Origin of the sequence: Streptomyces sp. NPDC004065 (assembly GCF_044903565.1) — a bacterium.
Lineage (GTDB): Bacteria > Actinomycetota > Actinomycetes > Streptomycetales > Streptomycetaceae > Streptomyces.
This window is the reverse complement of the sequence record NZ_JBJDQT010000031.1, coordinates 39,092-58,260: the sequence shown is the minus strand read 5'-3', so window position 1 is coordinate 58,260 and position 19,169 is coordinate 39,092. Positions and strand designations below refer to the sequence as shown.

The 19,169-nt window shown below is 75.7% G+C and carries 16 protein-coding genes; 8 read left to right on the top strand and 8 right to left on the bottom strand.

Features of this window, described 5'->3' with window-relative positions:
* Window positions 1–425 precede the first annotated feature (425 nt).
* Together ACI2LW_RS27710 and ACI2LW_RS27705 are read left to right on the top strand one after the other, a co-directional pair.
* A complete protein-coding gene (locus ACI2LW_RS27710; RefSeq protein ID WP_404733957.1) occupies window positions 426–2,564 on the top strand; it encodes a SpoIIE family protein phosphatase in 2,139 nt (712 codons plus the stop codon).
* A gap of 120 nt (window positions 2,565–2,684) precedes the next feature.
* Window positions 2,685–3,611 carry a hypothetical protein gene (locus tag ACI2LW_RS27705; RefSeq protein ID WP_404733956.1) on the top strand — a complete coding sequence of 309 codons (927 nt, stop codon included), beginning with the start codon at window positions 2,685–2,687 and terminating at the stop codon, window positions 3,609–3,611.
* 462 nt (window positions 3,612–4,073) lie between these two features.
* Here ACI2LW_RS27705 and ACI2LW_RS27700 read toward each other — a convergent pair whose 3' ends face one another.
* Both ACI2LW_RS27700 and ACI2LW_RS27695 read right to left on the bottom strand, forming a co-directional pair.
* Complete coding sequence (locus ACI2LW_RS27700; protein WP_404733955.1) at window positions 4,074–5,534, bottom strand: PP2C family protein-serine/threonine phosphatase; 1,461 nt, start codon at window positions 5,532–5,534, stop codon at window positions 4,074–4,076.
* 138 nt (window positions 5,535–5,672) lie between these two features.
* On the bottom strand, window positions 5,673–6,131 hold the full coding sequence (locus ACI2LW_RS27695) for an ATP-binding protein (RefSeq protein WP_404733954.1): 459 nt from the start codon (window positions 6,129–6,131) through the stop codon (window positions 5,673–5,675).
* A gap of 272 nt (window positions 6,132–6,403) precedes the next feature.
* Here ACI2LW_RS27695 and ACI2LW_RS27690 point away from each other — a divergent pair, with 272 nt between their 5' ends.
* On the top strand, window positions 6,404–6,769 hold the full coding sequence (locus tag ACI2LW_RS27690; RefSeq protein ID WP_404733953.1) for an STAS domain-containing protein: 366 nt from the start codon (window positions 6,404–6,406) through the stop codon (window positions 6,767–6,769).
* A 108-nt stretch (window positions 6,770–6,877) separates the two neighbouring features.
* Here ACI2LW_RS27690 and ACI2LW_RS27685 read toward each other — a convergent pair whose 3' ends face one another.
* From ACI2LW_RS27685 to ACI2LW_RS27675, 3 genes are all read right to left on the bottom strand, one after another.
* Entirely contained in the window at window positions 6,878–8,464 is a 1,587-nt protein-coding gene (locus ACI2LW_RS27685) for a N,N-dimethylformamidase beta subunit family domain-containing protein (RefSeq protein WP_404733952.1), read from the bottom strand.
* A 239-nt stretch (window positions 8,465–8,703) separates the two neighbouring features.
* Window positions 8,704–9,267, bottom strand: coding sequence for a hemerythrin domain-containing protein (locus ACI2LW_RS27680; protein ID WP_404733951.1), 564 nt, complete (start codon window positions 9,265–9,267; stop codon window positions 8,704–8,706).
* Between the two features lie 392 nt (window positions 9,268–9,659).
* Window positions 9,660–10,973, bottom strand: coding sequence for a cytochrome P450 (locus ACI2LW_RS27675; protein WP_404733950.1), 1,314 nt, complete (start codon window positions 10,971–10,973; stop codon window positions 9,660–9,662).
* Window positions 10,974–11,249: 276 nt separating this feature from the next.
* Here ACI2LW_RS27675 and ACI2LW_RS27670 point away from each other — a divergent pair, with 276 nt between their 5' ends.
* Window positions 11,250–11,810, top strand: a complete 561-nt coding sequence (locus ACI2LW_RS27670; protein WP_404733949.1) for a DoxX family membrane protein — start codon at window positions 11,250–11,252, stop codon at window positions 11,808–11,810.
* A 295-nt stretch (window positions 11,811–12,105) separates the two neighbouring features.
* Here the strand turns inward: ACI2LW_RS27670 and ACI2LW_RS27665 are convergent, their stop codons facing one another.
* Window positions 12,106–12,279 carry a CsbD family protein gene (locus tag ACI2LW_RS27665; RefSeq protein WP_404733948.1) on the bottom strand — a complete coding sequence of 58 codons (174 nt, stop codon included), beginning with the start codon at window positions 12,277–12,279 and terminating at the stop codon, window positions 12,106–12,108.
* Window positions 12,280–12,432: 153 nt separating this feature from the next.
* Complete coding sequence (locus ACI2LW_RS27660; RefSeq protein ID WP_404733947.1) at window positions 12,433–13,935, bottom strand: MFS transporter; 1,503 nt, start codon at window positions 13,933–13,935, stop codon at window positions 12,433–12,435.
* A 397-nt stretch (window positions 13,936–14,332) separates the two neighbouring features.
* Here ACI2LW_RS27660 and ACI2LW_RS27655 point away from each other — a divergent pair, with 397 nt between their 5' ends.
* The 3 genes from ACI2LW_RS27655 (at window position 14,333) to ACI2LW_RS27645 (ending at window position 16,849) form a co-directional block, all read left to right on the top strand.
* Entirely contained in the window at window positions 14,333–14,794 is a 462-nt protein-coding gene (locus ACI2LW_RS27655; protein WP_404733946.1) for an ATP-binding protein, read from the top strand.
* A gap of 120 nt (window positions 14,795–14,914) precedes the next feature.
* Window positions 14,915–15,757 carry an MBL fold metallo-hydrolase gene (locus tag ACI2LW_RS27650; protein ID WP_404733945.1) on the top strand — a complete coding sequence of 281 codons (843 nt, stop codon included), beginning with the start codon at window positions 14,915–14,917 and terminating at the stop codon, window positions 15,755–15,757.
* Between the two features lie 243 nt (window positions 15,758–16,000).
* Entirely contained in the window at window positions 16,001–16,849 is an 849-nt protein-coding gene (locus ACI2LW_RS27645; protein WP_404733944.1) for a SigB/SigF/SigG family RNA polymerase sigma factor, read from the top strand.
* A gap of 216 nt (window positions 16,850–17,065) precedes the next feature.
* Here ACI2LW_RS27645 and ACI2LW_RS27640 read toward each other — a convergent pair whose 3' ends face one another.
* Window positions 17,066–17,323: a hypothetical protein gene (locus ACI2LW_RS27640; protein ID WP_404733943.1), complete on the bottom strand. Its 258-nt coding sequence runs from the start codon at window positions 17,321–17,323 to the stop codon at window positions 17,066–17,068.
* A 208-nt stretch (window positions 17,324–17,531) separates the two neighbouring features.
* Between ACI2LW_RS27640 and ACI2LW_RS27635 the strand changes: the two genes are divergently transcribed.
* Complete coding sequence (locus ACI2LW_RS27635; protein ID WP_404733942.1) at window positions 17,532–18,896, top strand: FAD-dependent oxidoreductase; 1,365 nt, start codon at window positions 17,532–17,534, stop codon at window positions 18,894–18,896.
* The last annotated feature ends 273 nt before the right edge of the window (window positions 18,897–19,169 follow it).

The window sequence follows — 19,169 nt, the reverse complement described above, 5'->3', positions numbered from 1 at the left end:
GGGGCACATGGGGGTGCAGGGGGCGCAGCCCCCGCCGGGGTGCAGGGGCGAAGCCCCGCTGGGGTCCGGGGCGCAGCCCCGTGGCGGCGACTCCTCTCCCCACCGAGTCGGGCGGGCCGGGTGCGGCAAAGGGGGGTGCAGGGGGCGCAGCCCCCGCCCGTGGTGCGCAGGGGCGCAGCCCCGCATGGGGTCCGGGGCGCAGCCCCGTGGCGGCGACTCCTCTCCCCACCGAGTCGGGCGGGCCGGGTGCGGCAAAGGGGGGTGCAGGGGCGCAGCCCCCGGGACCGCCGGGACCGCCGTACGCCGGCCCCGTATCCCGGCGCACGGTCCGGGTAAAAGGGACATGTGCCACGGCACGGTGCGGCCATCCGCCCGTGCCCCGTCCGGCGGACGACGCCCGCCCCGACACCGGAGGGGAGCACACCATGTCCGGCACCGATCCGGCGCGGGACGCCGGCGACCCGCCGTCCGACGCCCTGAGCGCGACCCTGGGCGCGGCCCTGGCCGGGACCGTGCGCTCCACCGGAGCCACCATCGGTGGTCTGTTCCTGACCGAGGAGGCGCAGCCGGTGCTGCGGCTGGTCGCGGTGTGCGGAGTGCCGTCCGAGTTCACCGTCCCCTGGCAGCAGGTGCCGCTGCGCACTCCGGGGCCACTGGCCGACGCGGTCCGGGAGGAACGGCTGGTCTGGATCGGCAGCCAGCCGGAGCTGGCCCGGCGCTATCCGCGGGTGGCCGCCTCCCTGCCCCACCCCTTCGCCGTGGCGGCGCTCCCGCTGACCGGGGCGCACCGCTGCTGGGGCGCGCTGGTCCTGCTGTGGGCCACCGAGACCGCCCGGCAGCCGTCCTCCCGGGAACGCGGCCACATGACGTCCCACGCCCGCCGCCTGACCCGCCTCCTGGAGGACGCTCCCCGGCCCCCCGAACTGCCCTCCCAGCCGCGCCTCGTCACCGCCGCCGGCCGGCGGCGCACCGTCCACGCCGAACTGGCCGCCGCCGATTACGCCGAACGCCTGCCCGAGGGCTCGGTGGCCCTGGACCTGGAAGGCCGGATCACCTACCTCAGCTCCTCCGCCGCCCGGCTGCTGGGCCGGGACGCCGAACTGCTGCTGGGCGCGCGGCCCTGGCAGGCGCTGCCCTGGCTGGACGACCCCGTCTACGAGGACCACTACCGCACGGCGGTCATCGCCCGGGCGCCCCGGACCTTCACCGCCCTGCGCCCGCCGGACCACTGGCTGACCTTCGAGATGTACCCCGACGACAGCGGCATCAGCGTCCGCGTCCGGCCCGGCGCGGAGAAGCGGCCCGCCGCCGCGCCGCCGGCCGGCGGGCCGGCGCAGGTGGCCGCGCCGACCGGACGTCTCTACCAACTGGTCCACGTGGCCACCACCCTCACCGAGGCCGTCGGGGTGGACGATCTCGTCGGCCTGCTCGCCGACCACGTCCTGCCGGCCTTCGGCGCCCAGGGCCTGGTGCTGTCCGCCGCCGACGCCGGCCGGCTGAAGATCATCGGCTGTCGCGGCTACCCGGCCGACGCCATCGACCGCCTCGACGGGCTGCCCCTGGAGACCGATCTGACCCCGGCCGGCCAGGTGCTGGCCACCGGCGTCCCCGCCTTCTACTCCGACCCCGGCGAGATGGCCCGCCGCCATCCCCGGGCGCCCCACATCAGCGGCAAGCGGGCGTGGGCGTTCCTCCCCCTCGGCATCACGGGACGCCCGGTGGGCTGCTGCGTCCTGTCCTACGAGAGGCCGCACGCCTTCGGCTCGGACGAGCGCGCGGTGCTGACCTCGCTGGCCGTGCTGATCGCCCAGGCCCTGGACCGGGCACGGCTCTACGACAGCAAGCAGCGCCTGGCCCAGGAGCTCCAGCGCAACCTGCTGCCGCGCACCCTGCCCGCGCTGCCCGGGCTGGACGTGGCGGCCCGGTACCTGCCCGCCGGCCACGGGCTGCAGATCGGCGGCGACTTCTACGACCTGCTGCGCCTCGGCGACACCACGGCGGCCGCGGTCATCGGCGACGTGGAGGGCCACAACATCGCGGCGGCGGCCCTCATGGGCCAGGTCCGCACCGCGATCCACTCGCACGCCACCGCGGGGGCGTCCCCGGACCGGGTGCTGGCCTGCACCAATCGGCTGCTCACGGATCTGGAGTCCGATCTGCTGGTGTCCTGTCTGTACGTCCACCTCGACCTGGCCCGCAACGAGGTGGCGCTCGCCAGCGCCGGGCACATGCCGCCGCTGCTGCGCCAGGAGCCGGGCCTGACGAGGGCGCTGCGGGTGGACCCGGGACCGCTGCTGGGCGTCGATCCGCGCGCCCGCTATCCCGTGACCACCGCCGCCCTGCCGCCGGAGGCGGTCCTGGCCCTCTACACCGACGGCCTGGTGGAGGTGCGCGGCGTCGACACCGCGGAGACCGTGGACGGTCTCGCCCGCCGGCTGGCCGGCACCGACGAGCAGGACCTGGAGAAGCTGATCGACGTGCTCATCGAGCGCACCCGGCCCACGGGGCGGCACACCGACGACATCGCCGTGCTCCTGCTGCGGGCGAACGGCGGCCGCGGGTGAGGTGCCGCCGCCCGCCCGGAAGCGGGTCGGCGGAGCCGGCGCCGGGCTTGTTATGACCTGCGTCATGGAGCATGCTGCTGCCCGGGGCGGGCCGACGGCCCGCGGGCGGGAGGATCGGGTGTGGGTGACGGTCTGGCACGGGCGATGTGGGAGCGGTTCGAACCGGTCCACTCCTTGATCTACTTCGCACCGGAGGCCCGGCGCGAAGCGGCCGGGGCCGGTCTGCTCGGCTTCTGGATGGGCTACTTCGCGATGCGCGCGGCCCCGCTCGGACCGGTCGCCGCCCCGGTCGTCACCGGCTGCTTCCACGTCTTCCACCCCGACCGGGTGGCACGGGCCCTGCCGGACGCCTGGCGCCACGCCTCCCCGGAGAAGGTCCTCGCGGCCCGCGAGCGCGCGATGGACGCCGCGCTGACCCGCGTGCTGGGAACGGACGCCGTCACCGGTTCCCGGCTGGCCGAGGCCGCCGACCTGGCATGGACCGCGGCGTCGGCCGCCGACACCGCCGGGCGTGTGCTCGGCGCGGCCAACCAGGCCCTCGACCGCCCGGAAGCGCCGCACGTCCGGCTGTGGCAGGCCCTGACCACCCTGCGCGAACACCGCGGGGACGGGCATGTGGCGGTGCTGGTCGCCCTCGGCCTGGGCCCCGTCGACGCGATGGTCCTCAAGGCCGCCGCCGGGGAGTCCGACCCGGCACTGCTGCGGGAGACCCGCAAGTGGGACCTGGCGGCGTGGCGGGCCGCCGAGGCCGGTCTGCGCGAGCGCGGGCTGCTGGCCGGGGACGGCACCCCGACCGCGGCCGGGGCGGCCCTGCGGGCCGAGGTGGAGGCACGCACGGACGCGGCGGCCGAACAGCCGTGGACCGCCCTGGGACCCGACGGCAGCGCCCGCCTGGCCGCCCTGCTGGAGCCGCCGGCCCGGGCGGTGCTGGACTCCGGGCTGATCCCCGCCGGCAATCCGGTCGGCCTCACGGGCCCGCTGTGGGCCTCCCGCACACCCGCCGGCACGGGTGCGGAAAACACCCCGGCGGACACCGGCCGGGCGTGAGCCCGGGCCCCGCGGGGCCGGTCGGGGGTGCGAACTTGGGCGGGGCGAGCCGGCGGACCCGACGGCAGTGGCAGCGGACCCGACGGCCGTGGCAGTGGCGTTGGGGCGGTGCGGCGAGCGCGCGGCGTACGGCGTCCGGCGTCCGGCGCCTTGTTGCGAGCACGCGGGGCGTGCGGCGCCCCACACCCTGCGGCGAGCACAGGCAAGGGGCACGCGGAGCTTGCAGGGGCACGGGCAGTCTCCCCGCGCCGGGCCCTCCGGGCACTGTGGCGGAACACGCGAGCGTGCGGCGCTCCTTCGCGGCGGGGCCGGCGGGCCGCGTCGTACGGGCCTGCCGGCGTCGGCCACGGACGAGGCGGCGGCATGCGGCCGCTCGCGGCGGACCAGGGCGGACCCCGCGCCGGGTGGCGATGTGGGCGGGCGGGGGCCGCGCATCCCGCCGGGTGTCGGGTGGTTCCGGTCTCACCGGCATGGCCGCACGCGGGCCGCGACGACCGCCACGTCGTCGTCCGCGCGCCGCGCGCCGAGCCGGTCCAGGATCTCGTCCAGCAGGCCGGCGGCGTCCGCGCCGGGCCGTACCCGCAGCGCGGCCAGCCGGTCCAGCGAGGTGTCGATGTCCTCGCCGCGCCGCTCGACCAGGCCGTCGGTGAACAGGACCAGCGTGTCGTCCTGGGCGAGGGACAGACGCGCCGCCTCGTGGCCGCCGAGTCCCGTGCCGAGCGGCGGTCCCACGGGAAGCCGTACCAGTTCGGCGGTGCCGTCGCGGTGGAACACGGCCGGCGGAGGGTGGCCCGCGCCGGCGAGGGCGGCCGTGCCGCGCGCCGGGTCCAGCAGGGCGAGCAGACAGGTGGCGGGGCGGCGGCCGCTCTCCTCGGCCATGGCCGCGTCCACCCGGCGCAGGACGCGGTGCGGGGGCAGGTCGGTGGAGGCGAGGTAGCGCAGCATCGAACGGTAGGCGTTCATGTCGACGGCCGCGTCCAGGCCGTGGCCCATGACGTCGCCGATGACCAGGAGCGTGCGGCCGTGGCGCAGCCGGACCGACTCGCACCAGTCGCCGCCCACCGGGGTCCCGGCGCCGACGGGCAGGTAGCGGGTCGCCAGGTCCAGGTGGGGATGCGGTCTGCCGGGGTCGGCCGGCGGCACCCGCCGCGGTCCGGACACCCGGTCGCCGGCCTCCCGGTACTCCTCGGCGTGGCGCAGGTGCGCGGCGGCCAGCCGGGCCGCGTAGTGGACCGCCGCGGTCTCGTCGTCGGCGAAGAGACGGCCGGTCCGCAGGGCGAGGGCGACACCGTGGACCCGGCCCCAGGCCAGCAGCGGCACCGACAGGGCGACCAGATCGGTGCCCTCGCCAGGGGTGAAGGAGGCGGTGATCGGATGGCCCGCGTCCAGGGCGCGGACGGACACGTCCTCGCGCGGGATCTTCTCCAGACTGTCCAGGAGATCCCTCCGCCCGGCCACGGCCACGCGCCGCAGGTCCCCGTCCCGGGCGGCCGCGCCCGCGGGCGCCCGCAGGCCCGCCGCCGGCTCTACGGCCCGCACGGCGTGTACCGCCTGTACGGCCTCCGTGACCTGCGCGCTCTCCGCGGTCTCCGCGACCTCGCGCGAGCGGAACGGCACCGGCGGCGCGGACGGCTCCCGCGATCCGGCGAGTTCCTGGGCGGGGCCCGTCCCCAGCGGTGCGACAGGCGCCCCGGACCGGGCGCCCTTCCCGAGCCCCGCCGTCTCCCCCGGCTCCGCCGCCCCCTGGTGGACGAAGAGGTCCACGGTGGCCGACTCGCACAGTTCCGCGACGAGGAACGCGGCGAGCTCGCCCGCCGTCCGGCGGGCGTCGAGCGTCGTGCCGATCGCGGCGAGCGCCCGTTCGGCCCGCGCGAACCGGTCCCCCGTGGCCCGCGCCGCCCCGGACACCCGGTGGCCTTCCATCGTCGCTCCTTCCTGCCACGCCCCCGCCCATCCCAGCACCGGCCGGGGGCGCCGGCGGGTAGCGACCCGCGGGCGCGGGGCGAGGGCGGTGCCCACCGCCCCGGAAGGCAGCGCCGCGCGTGGTCCGGGCGACCGGGCTCAGCGGCCGGTCGCGCCGTCCGTGAGGGCGATGCGCGCGGTGACGCGTTTGCCGGTGGGCAGCGGCCGTACGGAGAAGTCCTGGGCAAGGGCCCGGACGATCTCCAGGCCGTGCCGGCCCACCCGGCCGGGGTCGGTGCCGGGCGCGGGAGCCGGCAGGGCGGGGCCGCCGTCGCACACGGTGACGTCCACGGTGCCGTCGCCGGCCCGCAGTTCCAGCCGCAACGGGCCGGGCGCGTACTTCACGGCGTTGGTGACCAGTTCGCTGACCACCAGCTGGGTTCCCTCCAGCACGCGGGAGGACACCGGCCGGCCCCGCTCGGAGTGCAGTGCGCCGAGGAAGGCGGCGGCCACCCGGCGGGCGCGGGCTATGCAGCCCGGGCCGCCGTCCAGGTCCACGGCGGCGTACGGCACCCCGGCGTCCTCTCCGCCGTGCTCCGCGACTGCCGTGCGCTCCATGGGATCCACCCGTTCCGCCCGTTCCACCCGTTGCGCCGGTTCCGCCCGTTGCGCTGGTTCCGCCAGTGCGTCGGGTTCCGTGCGCTCCTGGCCCGAAGCAGCGTCCATCCGGCCCGACTTCACCCCCGTGTCCCCGCGCCCGCGTCACCCGCGTATACGCCCGCGAGCCGCCCTGTGCTCATCAAGGGCCCGTCACGGGCTTCACGACCCCCTAACATCATGGCCAACAGCCCCCTGGCCATGGCCAGAAATTCACAAGAAGTGAGGAAAGAGTGGCAGAGACCGAGGGGGCGGCGGTGCCCGAACGGCTGCTGATCACCCGTACCACCACCGACGACGGCACCCGCGTCGTGACCCTCGCGGGTGAGATCGACCTCGACGGCAGCGCGCGGTTGCGCGAGGCGCTGCTGTCCGGCGTGGCCGGCGGCCCGGGCACCGTGGTGGACCTCGGCGCCGTGACCTTCATGGACTCCAGCGGCATCAACGCCCTCATCACCGCCCACCAGGCCACCCAGGAGGCCGGGACGCGGCTGTGTCTGGCGGCCCCGCAGGACGCCGTCCTGAGGGTGCTTCAGCTCGTCGGCGTGGACTCCCTCATACCCTGCTACCCGACCCTGGAGGCCGCGCTCACCGCCTGACGGGGGACCACTCGCCGCCCGGCGAGGGCCCGCGCGCCGCCCGGCGGAGGGCTGCTCGCGGTCCGACGGGAGTCCGGGAGTCCGCTCGCCGCCCGACGGGGGCCGCGCTCACACCGTGCGGTACAGCTCCCGGGTGTTGGGGCGGGGCGCCGGCCGGTGCCGGGCCGCGGGGCCCTCGGCGAAGGCGTGCAGCAGGTTCTCGGTGGTCCGGGTGACGAAGGCGCGGGCGCGCGCGTCCAGACCGTGGCCGCCGCGCCGCTGCTCCCCGGTCCCGGCGAGCAGCGCCTCCACCCAGCGCATGGTGCCGGTGGCGAAGACGCCCGCCCCGCTGGGCACGGTGTAGTACGCCGAGTCGCTGTGGCTGCGGTTGCCGCCGCACACCAGCGGCGAGTGCGCGGTGATCTCCAGTGACCCGGGAACGGGCGCTCCGGGGGTGACCCGGTCGTACTCCACGCCCACCAGATGGTCGAAGCTCTCCCCGGGACGCACCCGGGTGCCCTCGTACAGCCAGTGGTCGGCCGCGTGGACGACGTAGGGCGCGTCCACCGGGTAGCCCTCGTAGAGCACCCCGGTGAGCGAGGACTCGGGGTCGGCGGCGGGGGCCTGCCGGAAGTCGGTGGTGACCAGCGCCGGGCGGGAGGGGTAGCAGGGGTCGGCGCGGTACGCGGACTTGTAGCAGACCACGGAGCGGCCCGGCCCCGCCTCGCCCGGCTCCAGACGGACCCGGCGGAAGCAGGTGTTGGCGCCGAGGAAGGCGACGTTGGTGCCGGCGTCCCGGGCCCGGGTGACGTGGCGGCGCTGCTCGGGGGTCCAGTACTCGTCGTGGCCCAGGCAGATCAGCGCGGAGGCGCCGCGCAGCACCGTGGGGTCGCGGTGCACGTCGTTGCCGGTGGTGTACGCGAGCGGTATGCCCAGGCGCTCGGCGAGGACCACGGCCGCCCACTCGTGGACCAGGAACTTCTCCGCGCCGTCGCCGTCGTAGGGCCGGTCGAAGCTGACGGTGAGAGAACGGGTGGCGTACGAGCCGTCGGGGCCGTTGTAGAGGCTGTGCCCGCCCCACTGGTTGTAGGCCTGCCAGGTGGCCGGGGCGTGCAGCAGGACGGTGCGGCCGGCGCCGTCGGTGGAGCGCACGATCAGCGGAACGTACCGCTGGTGGCCGCTGTCCGCGTCCAGACGCAGGAGGTAGGCCCCCTCGGGCCAGCCCTCGGTGGGGACGGCGAGGCTGCGCGGCCAGTCGGCGCGGACGGTGCGGGTGCCCGGCTCCAGCCGGCCGGCCGGGCGTGCGTGTCCGCGCACCGGTCCGGAGCGCCAGACCCGGCGGGCGTACCGGCCGCCGTACCAGCCGACGCGGAAGGCGGAGACGCGGAAGGAGGACGCCGTGGTCGACACGTGCAGGCCGCATTCCTCGCCCGGTGCGATACTCACCCGGTCGGCGTAGCCGGCCACCGCGTCCGCCCGGCCGGCGGAGCCGATGCGCCAGTCGCCGGTGCCCAGCCGGTTGCGCTCGGCCTCCGGGCGGCGGCAGTCCGAGGGCTGCGGCGGATGGATCGTGGTGGTGCTGTCGCAGGCCGCCGCTCCCGTGGCGAGCCCGGCCGCCGCGGCGCACAGCCCGATGAACCGTCTGCGCCGTATCCCGCTCCCGTCGCCGTCCCCGTCCCCCGCCTGGGTGCGCTGCTGCGCCTGGTGTGGGCTCACATCGACTCCCTGGGCGTGGCCTCGACCTTCCCCCGGCGTCGTTCGTCGTCCGCGACGCCCTCTGCGAAGGTAACGGCTGCGGGGCGGGATCGCACGGCCGTCACTCACGGAGCGTGACCACTGGGGGCGGTGGGTGAGCGCGCCGGACACGCCCGCGGGGCCGCGGGACCCGGACGGGGGTCCCACGGCCCCGCGGGCGGGGTCACCGGCGCGCCGCCGGCCCGGACACGGGCGTGCGCTCAGCCGGTCTTGCCGCGGCCGGACAGGGCGTCCCGGATGCGGTCGACCATTCCGGCGCCGGGTGCCAGCAGCTTGTTGGCGGGCGGGGTGTCCGGAGCGGCGGGGTGCGGCCGCGTCGGCGCCGTCTTCTTCGCCGTGCGCACCTTCTCGCCGAGCTTCTCCAGGTCCTCAGGGCTCGCGCTCTGCCGCAGCCGCGGGAAGAGGTTCTGCTCCTCGTCCGTCACATGCTCGCGGATCTCCCGCATCAGCCGGCCCATGAGCTGGTCGAACCGCGGGTCGTCGGCCTCGCAGCCCTCCAGGTCCTTCATGGTCCGCTCGGCCTCCGAGTGGTCCTCGATCTCCCGGTCGGCGATGGCGTCGCCGTCCGGCAGATGCCGCCGGACCGCCGGGTACAGGTGCATCTCCTCGGCGATGGAGTGGCGGACCAGTTCGATGGTGGCCTGGTCGGCGAGGTCCTTGCGCCTCTTGTCCCCCGTCGGGAGGGCCTCGATCTGCGCGAAGATCTCCTCCACCTCGCGGTGGTCTGTGGTCAGTTCCTGGATGACGTCTCCGCCGTGTCCCATGGCAGCACTCCTTGCTGTTGGCGTTGTTGGCCTTGTTGGCGCTGTTGTCGGCTGTTTGCCGGCCGCTGTCGGCCGCGTCGGCAGCCGCTCGCGAGGCCGGTCGGAGCCTCGGGGCTCGAAGACTCGGAGCCCGAGGACCCGAAGTCGGTGGTCGTGGCGCTGACCGCCCGTCGGGTGCCCCGGCCTGGCCGGGGCACACCCCCGGATGATCGTGGTGCGGTGCGGAGCGACCTGCGTGGTGCGGGCGGCACGCCTGGTGCGGGGCGACAGGCGTGCGGGGCGTGCAGTACGCGCACCGCGTTCCGCCCGGTGTTCCGCACGGCGTTTTGCCCGGCGGTCGTCCGGCGGTCGCGCGGGCGGTCGTCCGGCGGTCGCGCGGGCGGACATGGCCGTCAGGTGACCGCGCCCCCGCCGCGTGCGCCGGCCGGGGCGGCGCCGGCCGGGGCGGCGGTGGCCGGGCGTCCCTCCCGCGGGCGTACGGCGGCGACGACGAAGCCGCTGCGCGGCCGGGTCGGAATCCGGCGCAGCGGGATCCGCAGGTCCTGGTCGGGCACCTCGTACGCGAGCCGAGCCAGCCGCACGGCCAGGGCCTCGAGCAGACCGATGGTGAAGCCCTCGCCCGGGCAGCGGTGACCGGTGCGCGGGTCGGCGCCGCCCTGCGGGATCAGCTCGTCGCGTTCGACCGGGTGGTCGAGGAACCGCTGCGGACGGAAGGTGTACGGGTCGCCCCACAGTTCCTCGTCGTGGTTCTGCCCGTACACGTCGAGGACGACCAACCCGCCGGCCGGGAGCGAGTGACCGCGCCAGGACAGGTCCCGGGCCGCCAGGCCGCCGAGGAAGGGGGCGAAGGGGTAGAAGCGGCGCACCTCGTGGACGAACGCGGCGGTGAAGGCCGTGTCGCCGCCGCGCAGCCGCTCGCCCAGCTCGGGCCGGCGGTGCAGCGCGTGGGCGGCGAAGGCGACAAACCAGCTGACGGCGACCGTGGGACGCAGGACGTTGAGCAGCTCCACCGCGGCCGTGTGCGGGCCGAGCCGCTCGCCGTCCGCGTCCCGGTGGCGCGCGACCCGGTCCAGCATCGAGCCGGCCGGGGCGGCGGTCCGGCCGGAGCGCACGTCGGCGATCAGCCGGGCCAGCCGGACCTCCTGGCGGCCCCGGGCGCGCCGGGCCCGCCAGTGCCGCGGCCCCGGCGTGGCGAAGCCGTCGACCATCGCGACCAGGTCACGGGCCACGGCCTCGGTCTCCTCGTCCGCGAGCGGGACACCGGCCCGCCGGCACACCCCGCGGGTGAGGACCACCGCCGCCTCGTCGAAGAGCACCACGCGGGGGCGCCGTCCCCAGGCCGGCACCGCCTCGTCCCAGGCGGCGGTGACCTCCTCGACGACCCCGGCGATCCGGTCGGTCTCCAGCAGCGGCAGGAACAGCGCCTTGCGCTCGCGGTGCGCGGTGCCGTCCAGCGTGTGCACGGCGCCCCGGCCGAAGAGGGTGCCCGTGACGGGGCCGGGGACGGCGCCGTGCCGGCGGACGTTGCGCTCGTCGTAGAAGAACCGCACGGCGTCCGGTCCGCGCAGCGCGAGCGCCGGCCGGCCCATGATCCGGGTCTGCACGACGTGGTCGGGGCTCTCCCGCATGCGCTGCGGCAGCCAGGCGTATCCGCCGGCGAGCAGGGAGAGCGTGTGGTCGGTCCAGGGGCGTCGAAGGGCGTCCATGCCGGCCGGGTTCCCCGGACCGCCCCGGGGAACCGGCGGAAACCGGCCGCGCGCCGCCCGGGGCCGGGCCGGGGTCCGCGGGGAGCCCGCGCGCCGCCCGGGCCGGGGTCCGCGGGGAGCTCGCGCACCGCCCGGCCCGGGGTCCGAGGAGGAACCCGTGCGCCGCCCGGCCGGGCCCGCGGGCGCGGAGCACCCGCGGGCCCGCCCCTGATTGCGGGTGTCGCGTGCGGGGAACCCGGCGCACGCCGCACACACCCTCACCCCCTGGAGAGGACCATGAGTCTGCTGCGCGTGGCCGGTCGTCCCCTGCTCGCCTCGATGTTCATCGCCGGCGGCCTGAACTCCGTCCGCAGCCCGCAGGACGTGACCCCGCTCGCCGAGCCCGTCGTGGGGCCGGTCCGGGACCGCGTGCCGGTGCTGCCGGAGAGCACGGAGCAGGTCGTACGGCTCACCGGCGGCGTCCAGGTCGCCGCGGGCGTGCTGCTCGGCCTGGGGCGGCTGCCCCGGCTGTCCGCCCTGGTCCTGGCCGCGACGCTGGTGCCCACCACGGTGGCCGGCCATCGCTTCTGGGAGGCGGAGGAAGAGTCCAGCCGCGCCGAGCAGCGCGTCCATTTCCTCAAGAACCTGAGCATGCTGGGTGGTCTGCTGATCGCGGTGGACGACACCGGCGGCGCGCCGTCGCTGCTGTGGCGCGGCCGGCACGCCGCGCACGACCTGCAGCGCCAGGCCGGCCTGGTGACCCGCACCGCACGCGCCACCGCACGCCCCGCGGCCGCGCTCGGAGGCATGAGGGCGAAGCTCCCCGCGCTCCCCGCGCTCCCCACGCGCCCCGCCTGACCGCGGCGTCCGGGTACGGCACCGGCCTCGCCACACGGCAGCGCGAGCGCCCGGGCGGCTTCCGCCCCGGCGCGGGGGCAGGCTCCCCGACGCCGGGCCACCGGACCACCGGACCACCGGGCCTCCGGGCCTCCGGGCCGGGAACGGGAACGGGCCCCGTCCGGCGGGTTCCCGGCTTTCGCCGGGTTCTCGCCGGACGGGGCCCGCGGGTCGCGTGAACGCGCCGTCGCCTCGGCCGGTCGATCGGTCAGTCAGTCGGTCGGCCGGTCGAGGGCTTGTGCCCCGGCCCGGTCGCTCAGGGCTTGAAGGTGTCCTTGGCCTTCTCCTTGGTCTGGCGGGCATCGCCCTTGGACTTCTCGGCCTGTCCCTCGGCCGTCATCCGCTCGTTGCCCACGGCACGGCCGACGGTCTCCTTGGCCTTGCCCTTCATCTGCTCCGCCTTGGCCTTGGCCTTCTCGTCACCAGCCACTGTTCACCACTCCAAGTCGCAGGTCGGATCCCGTGTCACAGCTTCGGGTGTCCGGTGGCGCGGCCGGCAAACCCGGCCGTACGGACCGGGTGGGGCCCGGTAGGGCCGGGTGCGGCCGGGCAGGGCGGGCCCGCTCGCGTACGACCGCTCCGGTCAGCCCCTGCCCGCCGGGGTGTGCTGGGACGGGGTCCGCCGGGGCGGCCGGCCGGTCCGCCCGGCGCGGTCGCGATGCCAGTCGAGGACGGCGACGGCCAGCGACGCCATCAGGGCGACGAGGGCGGAGCCGACCGCGGCGGCCACGGCGGTGCGGTAGTCCTTCCCGGTCGCCGCGAGCACCATGTAGAACAGCCCGGGCAGGACCGCCGTGCCCACCGCGCCGCCGAGCCGCTGCCCGGTCTGCAGCGCCCCGCCGGCCGCCCCGGCCATGCGCACCGGTACGTCCCGCAGCGTCATCGTGACGTTCGGCGAGATCACGCAGCCGCTGCCCAGGCCGCCGACGAACAGGACGGGCCCGGCGAGCCAGGCCACGGCGCCGGGGGAGGCGGTCCCCAGGATCAGCGCCGTCGCCAGGAACGAGGCCACCATCGTGACCAGCCCTATGACGGTGAGCAGCCGGCCCAGCCGTTCCACCAGCCGGCCGGTGATGAACGCGGCGGCGGAGGAGCCGACGGCGAACGGCGTCACCGCGAGCCCGGATTGCAGCGGGCTGTAGCCGAGGCCGTTCTGGAAGAACAGGGCGAACACCAGCCACACCCCGCTGAACCCCACGAAGTACAGCGCGCCGACCGCGGCGCCGGAGGCGTAGCCGCGCGTGCCGGTGAGCAGCCGCGGGTCCAGCAGCGGCTGTCCGTGGCGGGCGGCGACCCGCCGTTCCCAGCGGGCGAAGCAGACCAGCAGGACCAGTCCCGCCAGGAACATCCACCACAGCCGTCGCACACCGCCGGTCTCGCCGAAGACCAGCGGAAGCATCAGCGCCAGCACCCCGGCACCGAGAAGGCCCACACCGGGCAGGTCCAGCCGTTCCCGGTGGCCGGGCCCCGTCCGCGGCAGCAGCCGCGCGCCGAGCACCAGCGCGACCAGGCCGACCGGCACGTTGACGTAGAAGATCCAGCGCCAGCCCTGCGCACCCTGGGCCAGCGCCAGGATCAGGCCGCCGGCGATGGGGCCCACGGCGCTGGAGACGCCCACCGTGGCGCCGAAGAGGCCGAAGGCCCGGCCGCGTTCGGCCCCGCGGAACATCTGCTGGATCAGGGCGGAGTTCTGCGGGGCGAGGCAGCCCGCGCAGGCGCCCTGGGCGAGCCGGGCCACGACCAGCCAGGTGACGGTGGGCGCCGCGCCCGCGCCGGCGCTGCACACCACGAACCCGGCCAGCGCCCACAGGAAGATGCGGCGCCGGCCGATGGCGTCACCCAGCCGGCCCGCCGGCACCAGGACGAGGGCGAAGGTGAGGGCGTAGCCGGAGACGACCCACTGGACGGAGGCGGCCGACGCGCTCAGGTCGCGCTGGATGGAGGGCAGTGCCACGGCCACGATGGTCACGTCGAGCAGGCTCATGAAGCCGGTCGTCAGGGTGACCCACAGGGCCTTCCAGCGCCTGGGGTCGTGCCCGTCCGCCAGGCCGCCGGTGCGTGCGCCCGCCCGCGCATCCGTGTCCACGAAGGCTCCTTCCGGTCGCCGCCCGAGCACGCGGCGCCGTGGCGGCCGTCGCGCGCGGAAGGGCCGTGTTCCCCGTGACTGGTGAGGAAACCCCCCACTGCACACCATCACGGCTGCGCGCCGCGGGGGCCACCGCAGCGCCGCCGCGCACGCCCCGCCGGCGGGCCTCTCAGCCGGCCGGGCGCACCCCTCGGCCCGCCCTTGCGCCGGTCGGGCCGCCGTCCTCGCGGGAGCAGGGGTCCCCGGCAGGCCCGCCGCCGGCGCTCGTCCTCCAGTGGCCCGCAGCCGCCGTGCGGTGGATCTGCGGCGTCCCGGCTTCGAAGGAGGAACGCCGGGTAGCAGTAATTCCGGCAGACAGTACGAAACGTAACCATCCGCACCACCCGACGGTACTCCTATGATCTTCGCTCCGGGTCATCACCCACCGCCCGACCAGGAACGCAACGGTTCCGTGGCCGCGCTGCGCTACGGCGCCACCTGGGTCACCGGTGCCGCCCGCACGGCGGACGCGCGGCAGGCCGTCCATGCCTTCCTGGCCCGGGCCGCCGCGTGCCGCACCCGCGTCACGCGGCGTGCCGAGCAGGACGCCCAGCTCGTCGTCAGCGAGCTGGTCACCAACGCCCTGCGTCACGCGCCGGGTCCGTGCGGCCTGACGCTGGAGCTGTCCGCCGACCACGAGCGGCTGGGCATCACCGTCTGGGACACCTCCCCGGTGCTTCCCCTGGTCCGCGAGCGGGACGGGACCCGCGTCGGCGGTCACGGGCTGTACCTGGTGAAGGCCTGTGCCCGCGCGCTGACCGCCGTGGCCCGGCCCGGCGGCAAGCAGATCACCGCCGAGGTGCCGCTCGGCACCGCGTAGGCGTATGGGCCCGCGCCGGGCGGGGTACTCCGAACGGGTCCGAGCCGACCGCAGCCGACCGCACGCACAGCCCACCTCCCAGTCGGCGGACGGGGCACCCCCCGTCGGGCCTGGAGCGCCATGACCTCCTTCGACGACGACGCCCTCGATCTCCACTTCATCGGCACCGCGACCGTCGTGCTGCGGTACGGCGGCCTCACCCTGCTGACGGACCCCAACTTCCTGCACCGCGGCGAACACGCCCATCTCGGGTACGGCCTCACCAGCCGGCGCCTGACGGAACCCGCCCTGGACGTGACGGAACTGCCGCCGCTGGACGCCGTGGTCCTCTCCCATCTGCACGGCGACCACTGGGACCGCCGGGCGAGGCGGCACCTGGACCGCTCGGTGCCCGTCGTCACCACGCCGCACGCCGCCCGCCGGCTGCGCACCTGGCAGGGTTTCCAGCGGGCGGGCGGCCTGCGCACCTGGGAGAGCTGCACGTTCCGGCAGGGCGGGGCGCAGGTGCGGGTGACCGCACTGCCCGGGCAGCACGCGCTCCAGCCGGTGCTGCGCCGGCTGCTGCCGCCGGTGATGGGCAGCATGCTGGAGTTCGGCCCCCGCGACGGACCGGTCCGGCTCCGGCTGTACCTCTCGGGCGACACGCTGCTGTACGACGGTCTCGACGAGATCGGACGCCGCTTCCCCGCCGCCGACCTGGCCGTACTCCATCTGGGCGGCACCACGCTGCCGGGCGGCTTCCTGGTCACCATGGACGGCGCGCAGGGCGCCGAACTCGCCCGCCGGCTCGACCGCTCCCGCGTCCTGCCCGTGCACTACGACGACTACTCCGTCTTCCGCTCCCCGCTGGACGACTTCCTCACCGAGGCGCGGGCCCTGGGACTCCAGGACCGCCTGGTGCACTGCCCGCGCGGACAGCACGCCAGGGTGGTCCCGCTGGGCGACCGGCCCACGGTCGGCTGAGCGCCCGAGCCGCCCGGATCCCGGACGGGCCGCCGCCCGCGCCCACCGGACGGGCCGCCACCCAGGCCCCGCCGACGACCGCCACCCAGGTTCCCCGGGACAGAGCCGCCGAGCGCCTACGCACCGGCCGCGGAAGAAATGGGTGTGAGGTCCGGCAGGGCGGGTACACGCCCCCGCATCGCCCGTGATCACCAGGGCGTTCGCGTACGAAGAGGCATGCACGGCTGAGAGGGAGGCCGCACGATGGCGGTGACCACAGGGGTGAAGGCGGCGACTGGGGCTCGGACGGAGCTGCCGGAGGTGGCCGACCCCTCGCAGGTCGCCCCGGCCGACGCGCGCGCCCTCTCCCGGCTGTTCTTCGAGCGGCTCACCCGCCTGGAGGAGGGCACGCCCGAGTACAGCTACGCGCGCAACACGCTGATCGAGATGAACATGTCCCTCGTCCGCTACGCGGCCGGCCGCTTCCGCAGCCGCGGCCCGGAGGAGATGGAGGACATCGTCCAGGTCGGCATGATCGGACTGATCAAGGCGATCGACCGGTTCGAGCTGACCCGCGAGGTGGAGTTCACCTCGTTCGCGGTGCCGTACATCGTCGGCGAGATCAAGCGGTTCTTCCGCGACACATCCTGGGCCGTGCACGTGCCGCGCCGGCTGCAGGAGGCCCGCGTGGAACTGGCCAAGGCCACCGAGGAGCTGGGCAGCCGGCTGGGCCGCAAGCCCACCACCAAGGAGCTGGCCGAGCTGATGAACCTCCCCGAGCATGAGGTCGTCGACGCGATGGTGGCCTCCAACGGGTACACCTCCGCCTCGCTGGACGCCGCCGTCGCCGGCAGCGAGGAGGGCGAGAACGTCCTGGCCGACTTCATCGGCGCCGAGGACTCGGGCATGGAGCTGGTGGAGGACCTGCACAGCCTCGCCCCCCTGCTCGCGGATCTCGGCGAGCGGGACCGCCGGCTCATCCACATGCGGTTCGTCGAGGAGCTCACCCAGGCGGAGATCGGCGAGCGGCTCGGCATCTCCCAGATGCATGTCTCCCGCCTGCTCAACCGGCTGCTGACCAGGCTGCGCCAGGGGTTGCTGACGACCCGCTGAGCGCCACGGGCTGGGGCCGGACGCCGTCGTCCTGGGGAGGTGGGCGGCGTCCGGCCCCCTTTGCGTGCCCGGCTCCCGCGCGCTCGCCCCTGGGTCCCTCGTGCCTCGCCCGTGAGCTTCACCCCGCGTGGGCGTCTCCCGCGCGCCGCGTACCGTGCGGCGTCGGCCCGCGCGAGGGGGCCGACGCCGGAGCCGCCGTCAGAGCCATTGCCGCCCTCAGAGCCGGGGCCGCCGTACGGGCTGCGCGGTGCCGCCCAGCCACAGCCGCCAGGCCGACCACAGCCACATCAGCCCGAAGACGGCCAGCAGGACGAGCAGGACCAGGACCTGGCGCACGCCGGCGTCGTGGCCGAGGACGGCGGCGAACAGGGAGACGGTCCACAGGACGGTGCCCGCCCCGTAGACGGCGTGCAGCAGCCGCAGTTGCTCCCCGGCCGGGGCGCCGGGCGCGGACGGGACATCCTCAGCAGTCATGGCCCGCAGGTACCCCGCAGGGCCGTTCGTATGACCACTGACCGCTGACCGCTGACCGCTGCATCGCGACCCATGGCATCGACCGCCTCGATCCCGACCCATAACATCGCCTTATGAGTTCATAGACCGGACCCGCGTACCGACTTAGGTATGCCTCAGTTTAGGGTTGCCGACGAGTCGCCTGTCCTCGCTCGAAGGGAACCTGATCATGCCCCGCCCCCTGCGGGTAGCAATCGTCGGAGCCGGCCCCGCCGGGATCTACGCCGCCGACGCCCTGCTCAAGTCCGACGTGGCCGCCGAGCCGGGCGTGGCCGTCGACCTCTTCGAGCGGATGCCGGCCCCGTTCGGCCTGATCCGTTACGGCGTCGCCCCCGACCACCCGCGGATCAAGGGGATCATCACCGCCCTGCACCAGGTGCTCGACAAGCCGCAGGTCCGCCTCTTCGGCAACGTCGACTACCCCACCGACATCAGCCTGGACGACCTGCGGGCGTTCTACGACGCCGTGATCTTCTCCACCGGCGCCACGGCCGACCGGGCGCTGCCCGTCCCGGGCATCGACCTCGAGGGCTCCTACGGCGCCGCCGACTTCGTCTCCTGGTACGACGGCCACCCCGACGTGCCGCGCACCTGGCCCCTGGAGGCGGAGAAGGTGGCCGTCCTCGGCGTCGGCAACGTCGCGCTCGACGTGGCCCGCATCCTCGCCAAGACGGCCGACGAACTGCTGCCGACCGAGATCCCGCCGAACGTGTACGAGGGCCTGAAGGCCAACCGGGCCCGGGAGATCCACGTCTTCGGCCGGCGCGGCCCGGCGCAGGCGAAGTTCAGCCCCATGGAGCTGCGGGAGCTGGACCACTCCCCGAACATCGAGGTCGTCGTCGACCCCGAGGACATCGACTACGACGAGGGCTCGATCACCACCCGGCGCTCGAACAAGCAGGCCGACATGGTCGCCAAGACCCTGGAGAACTGGGCCATCCGGGACACGGGAGACCGTCCGCACAAGTTGTTCCTGCACTTCTTCGAGTCCCCGGTCGAGATCCTCGGCGAGGACGGCAGGGTGGTGGGCCTGCGCACCGAGCGGACCGCGCTCGACGGCACGGGCAACGTCAAGGGCACCGGCACCTTCAAGGACTGGGACGTCACGGCCGTCTACCGCGCGGTGGGCTACCTGTCCGACCGGCTGCCCAAGCTGCCCTGGGACATGGAGACGGGCACGGTCCCGGACCGGGGCGGCCGGATCGTCACCGAGACCGGGGAGCACGTGCAGTCGGCGTACGTCACCGGCTGGATCCGCCGCGGTCCGGTGGGCCTGATCGGCCACACCAAGGGCGACGCCAACGAGACGGTCGCCAACCTGCTGGACGACCACGCGAACGGACGTCTGCACACCCCCGTCTCCCCCGCGCCGGAGGCCGTCGACGCCTTCCTCGCCGAGCGCGGTGTCCGCTGCACCACCTGGGAGGGCTGGTACCGGCTGGACGCAGCGGAGCGGGCCCTGGGCGAGCCCCAGGGCCGGGAGCGCGTGAAGATCGTCGAGCGTGAGGACATGCTCCGGGCGAGCGGCGCGTAGCACGCGGGACGACCCGCTCGCGCGGCGCGCCGGAGCACTCTCGCGCGGCGCGCCGGAGCGGTTCCGCGCCGGGCGCACGAAGGGCGTGCGGTACGGCGGGCACGGCCCGCGGGGGCGCCGGTACGGCGGGGGCGACGCGCGCGGTGGACGGGGCACGCCCCTATGCGGATGGTGGGCGGCCCCGTCCGGCGACCATTGTGGGTGCCGTGGCCGGCCCGGGACACCACGTGCGCGGGGGCGGCTTCGGGCGCGTGTCGCACACACCGTGTGCGC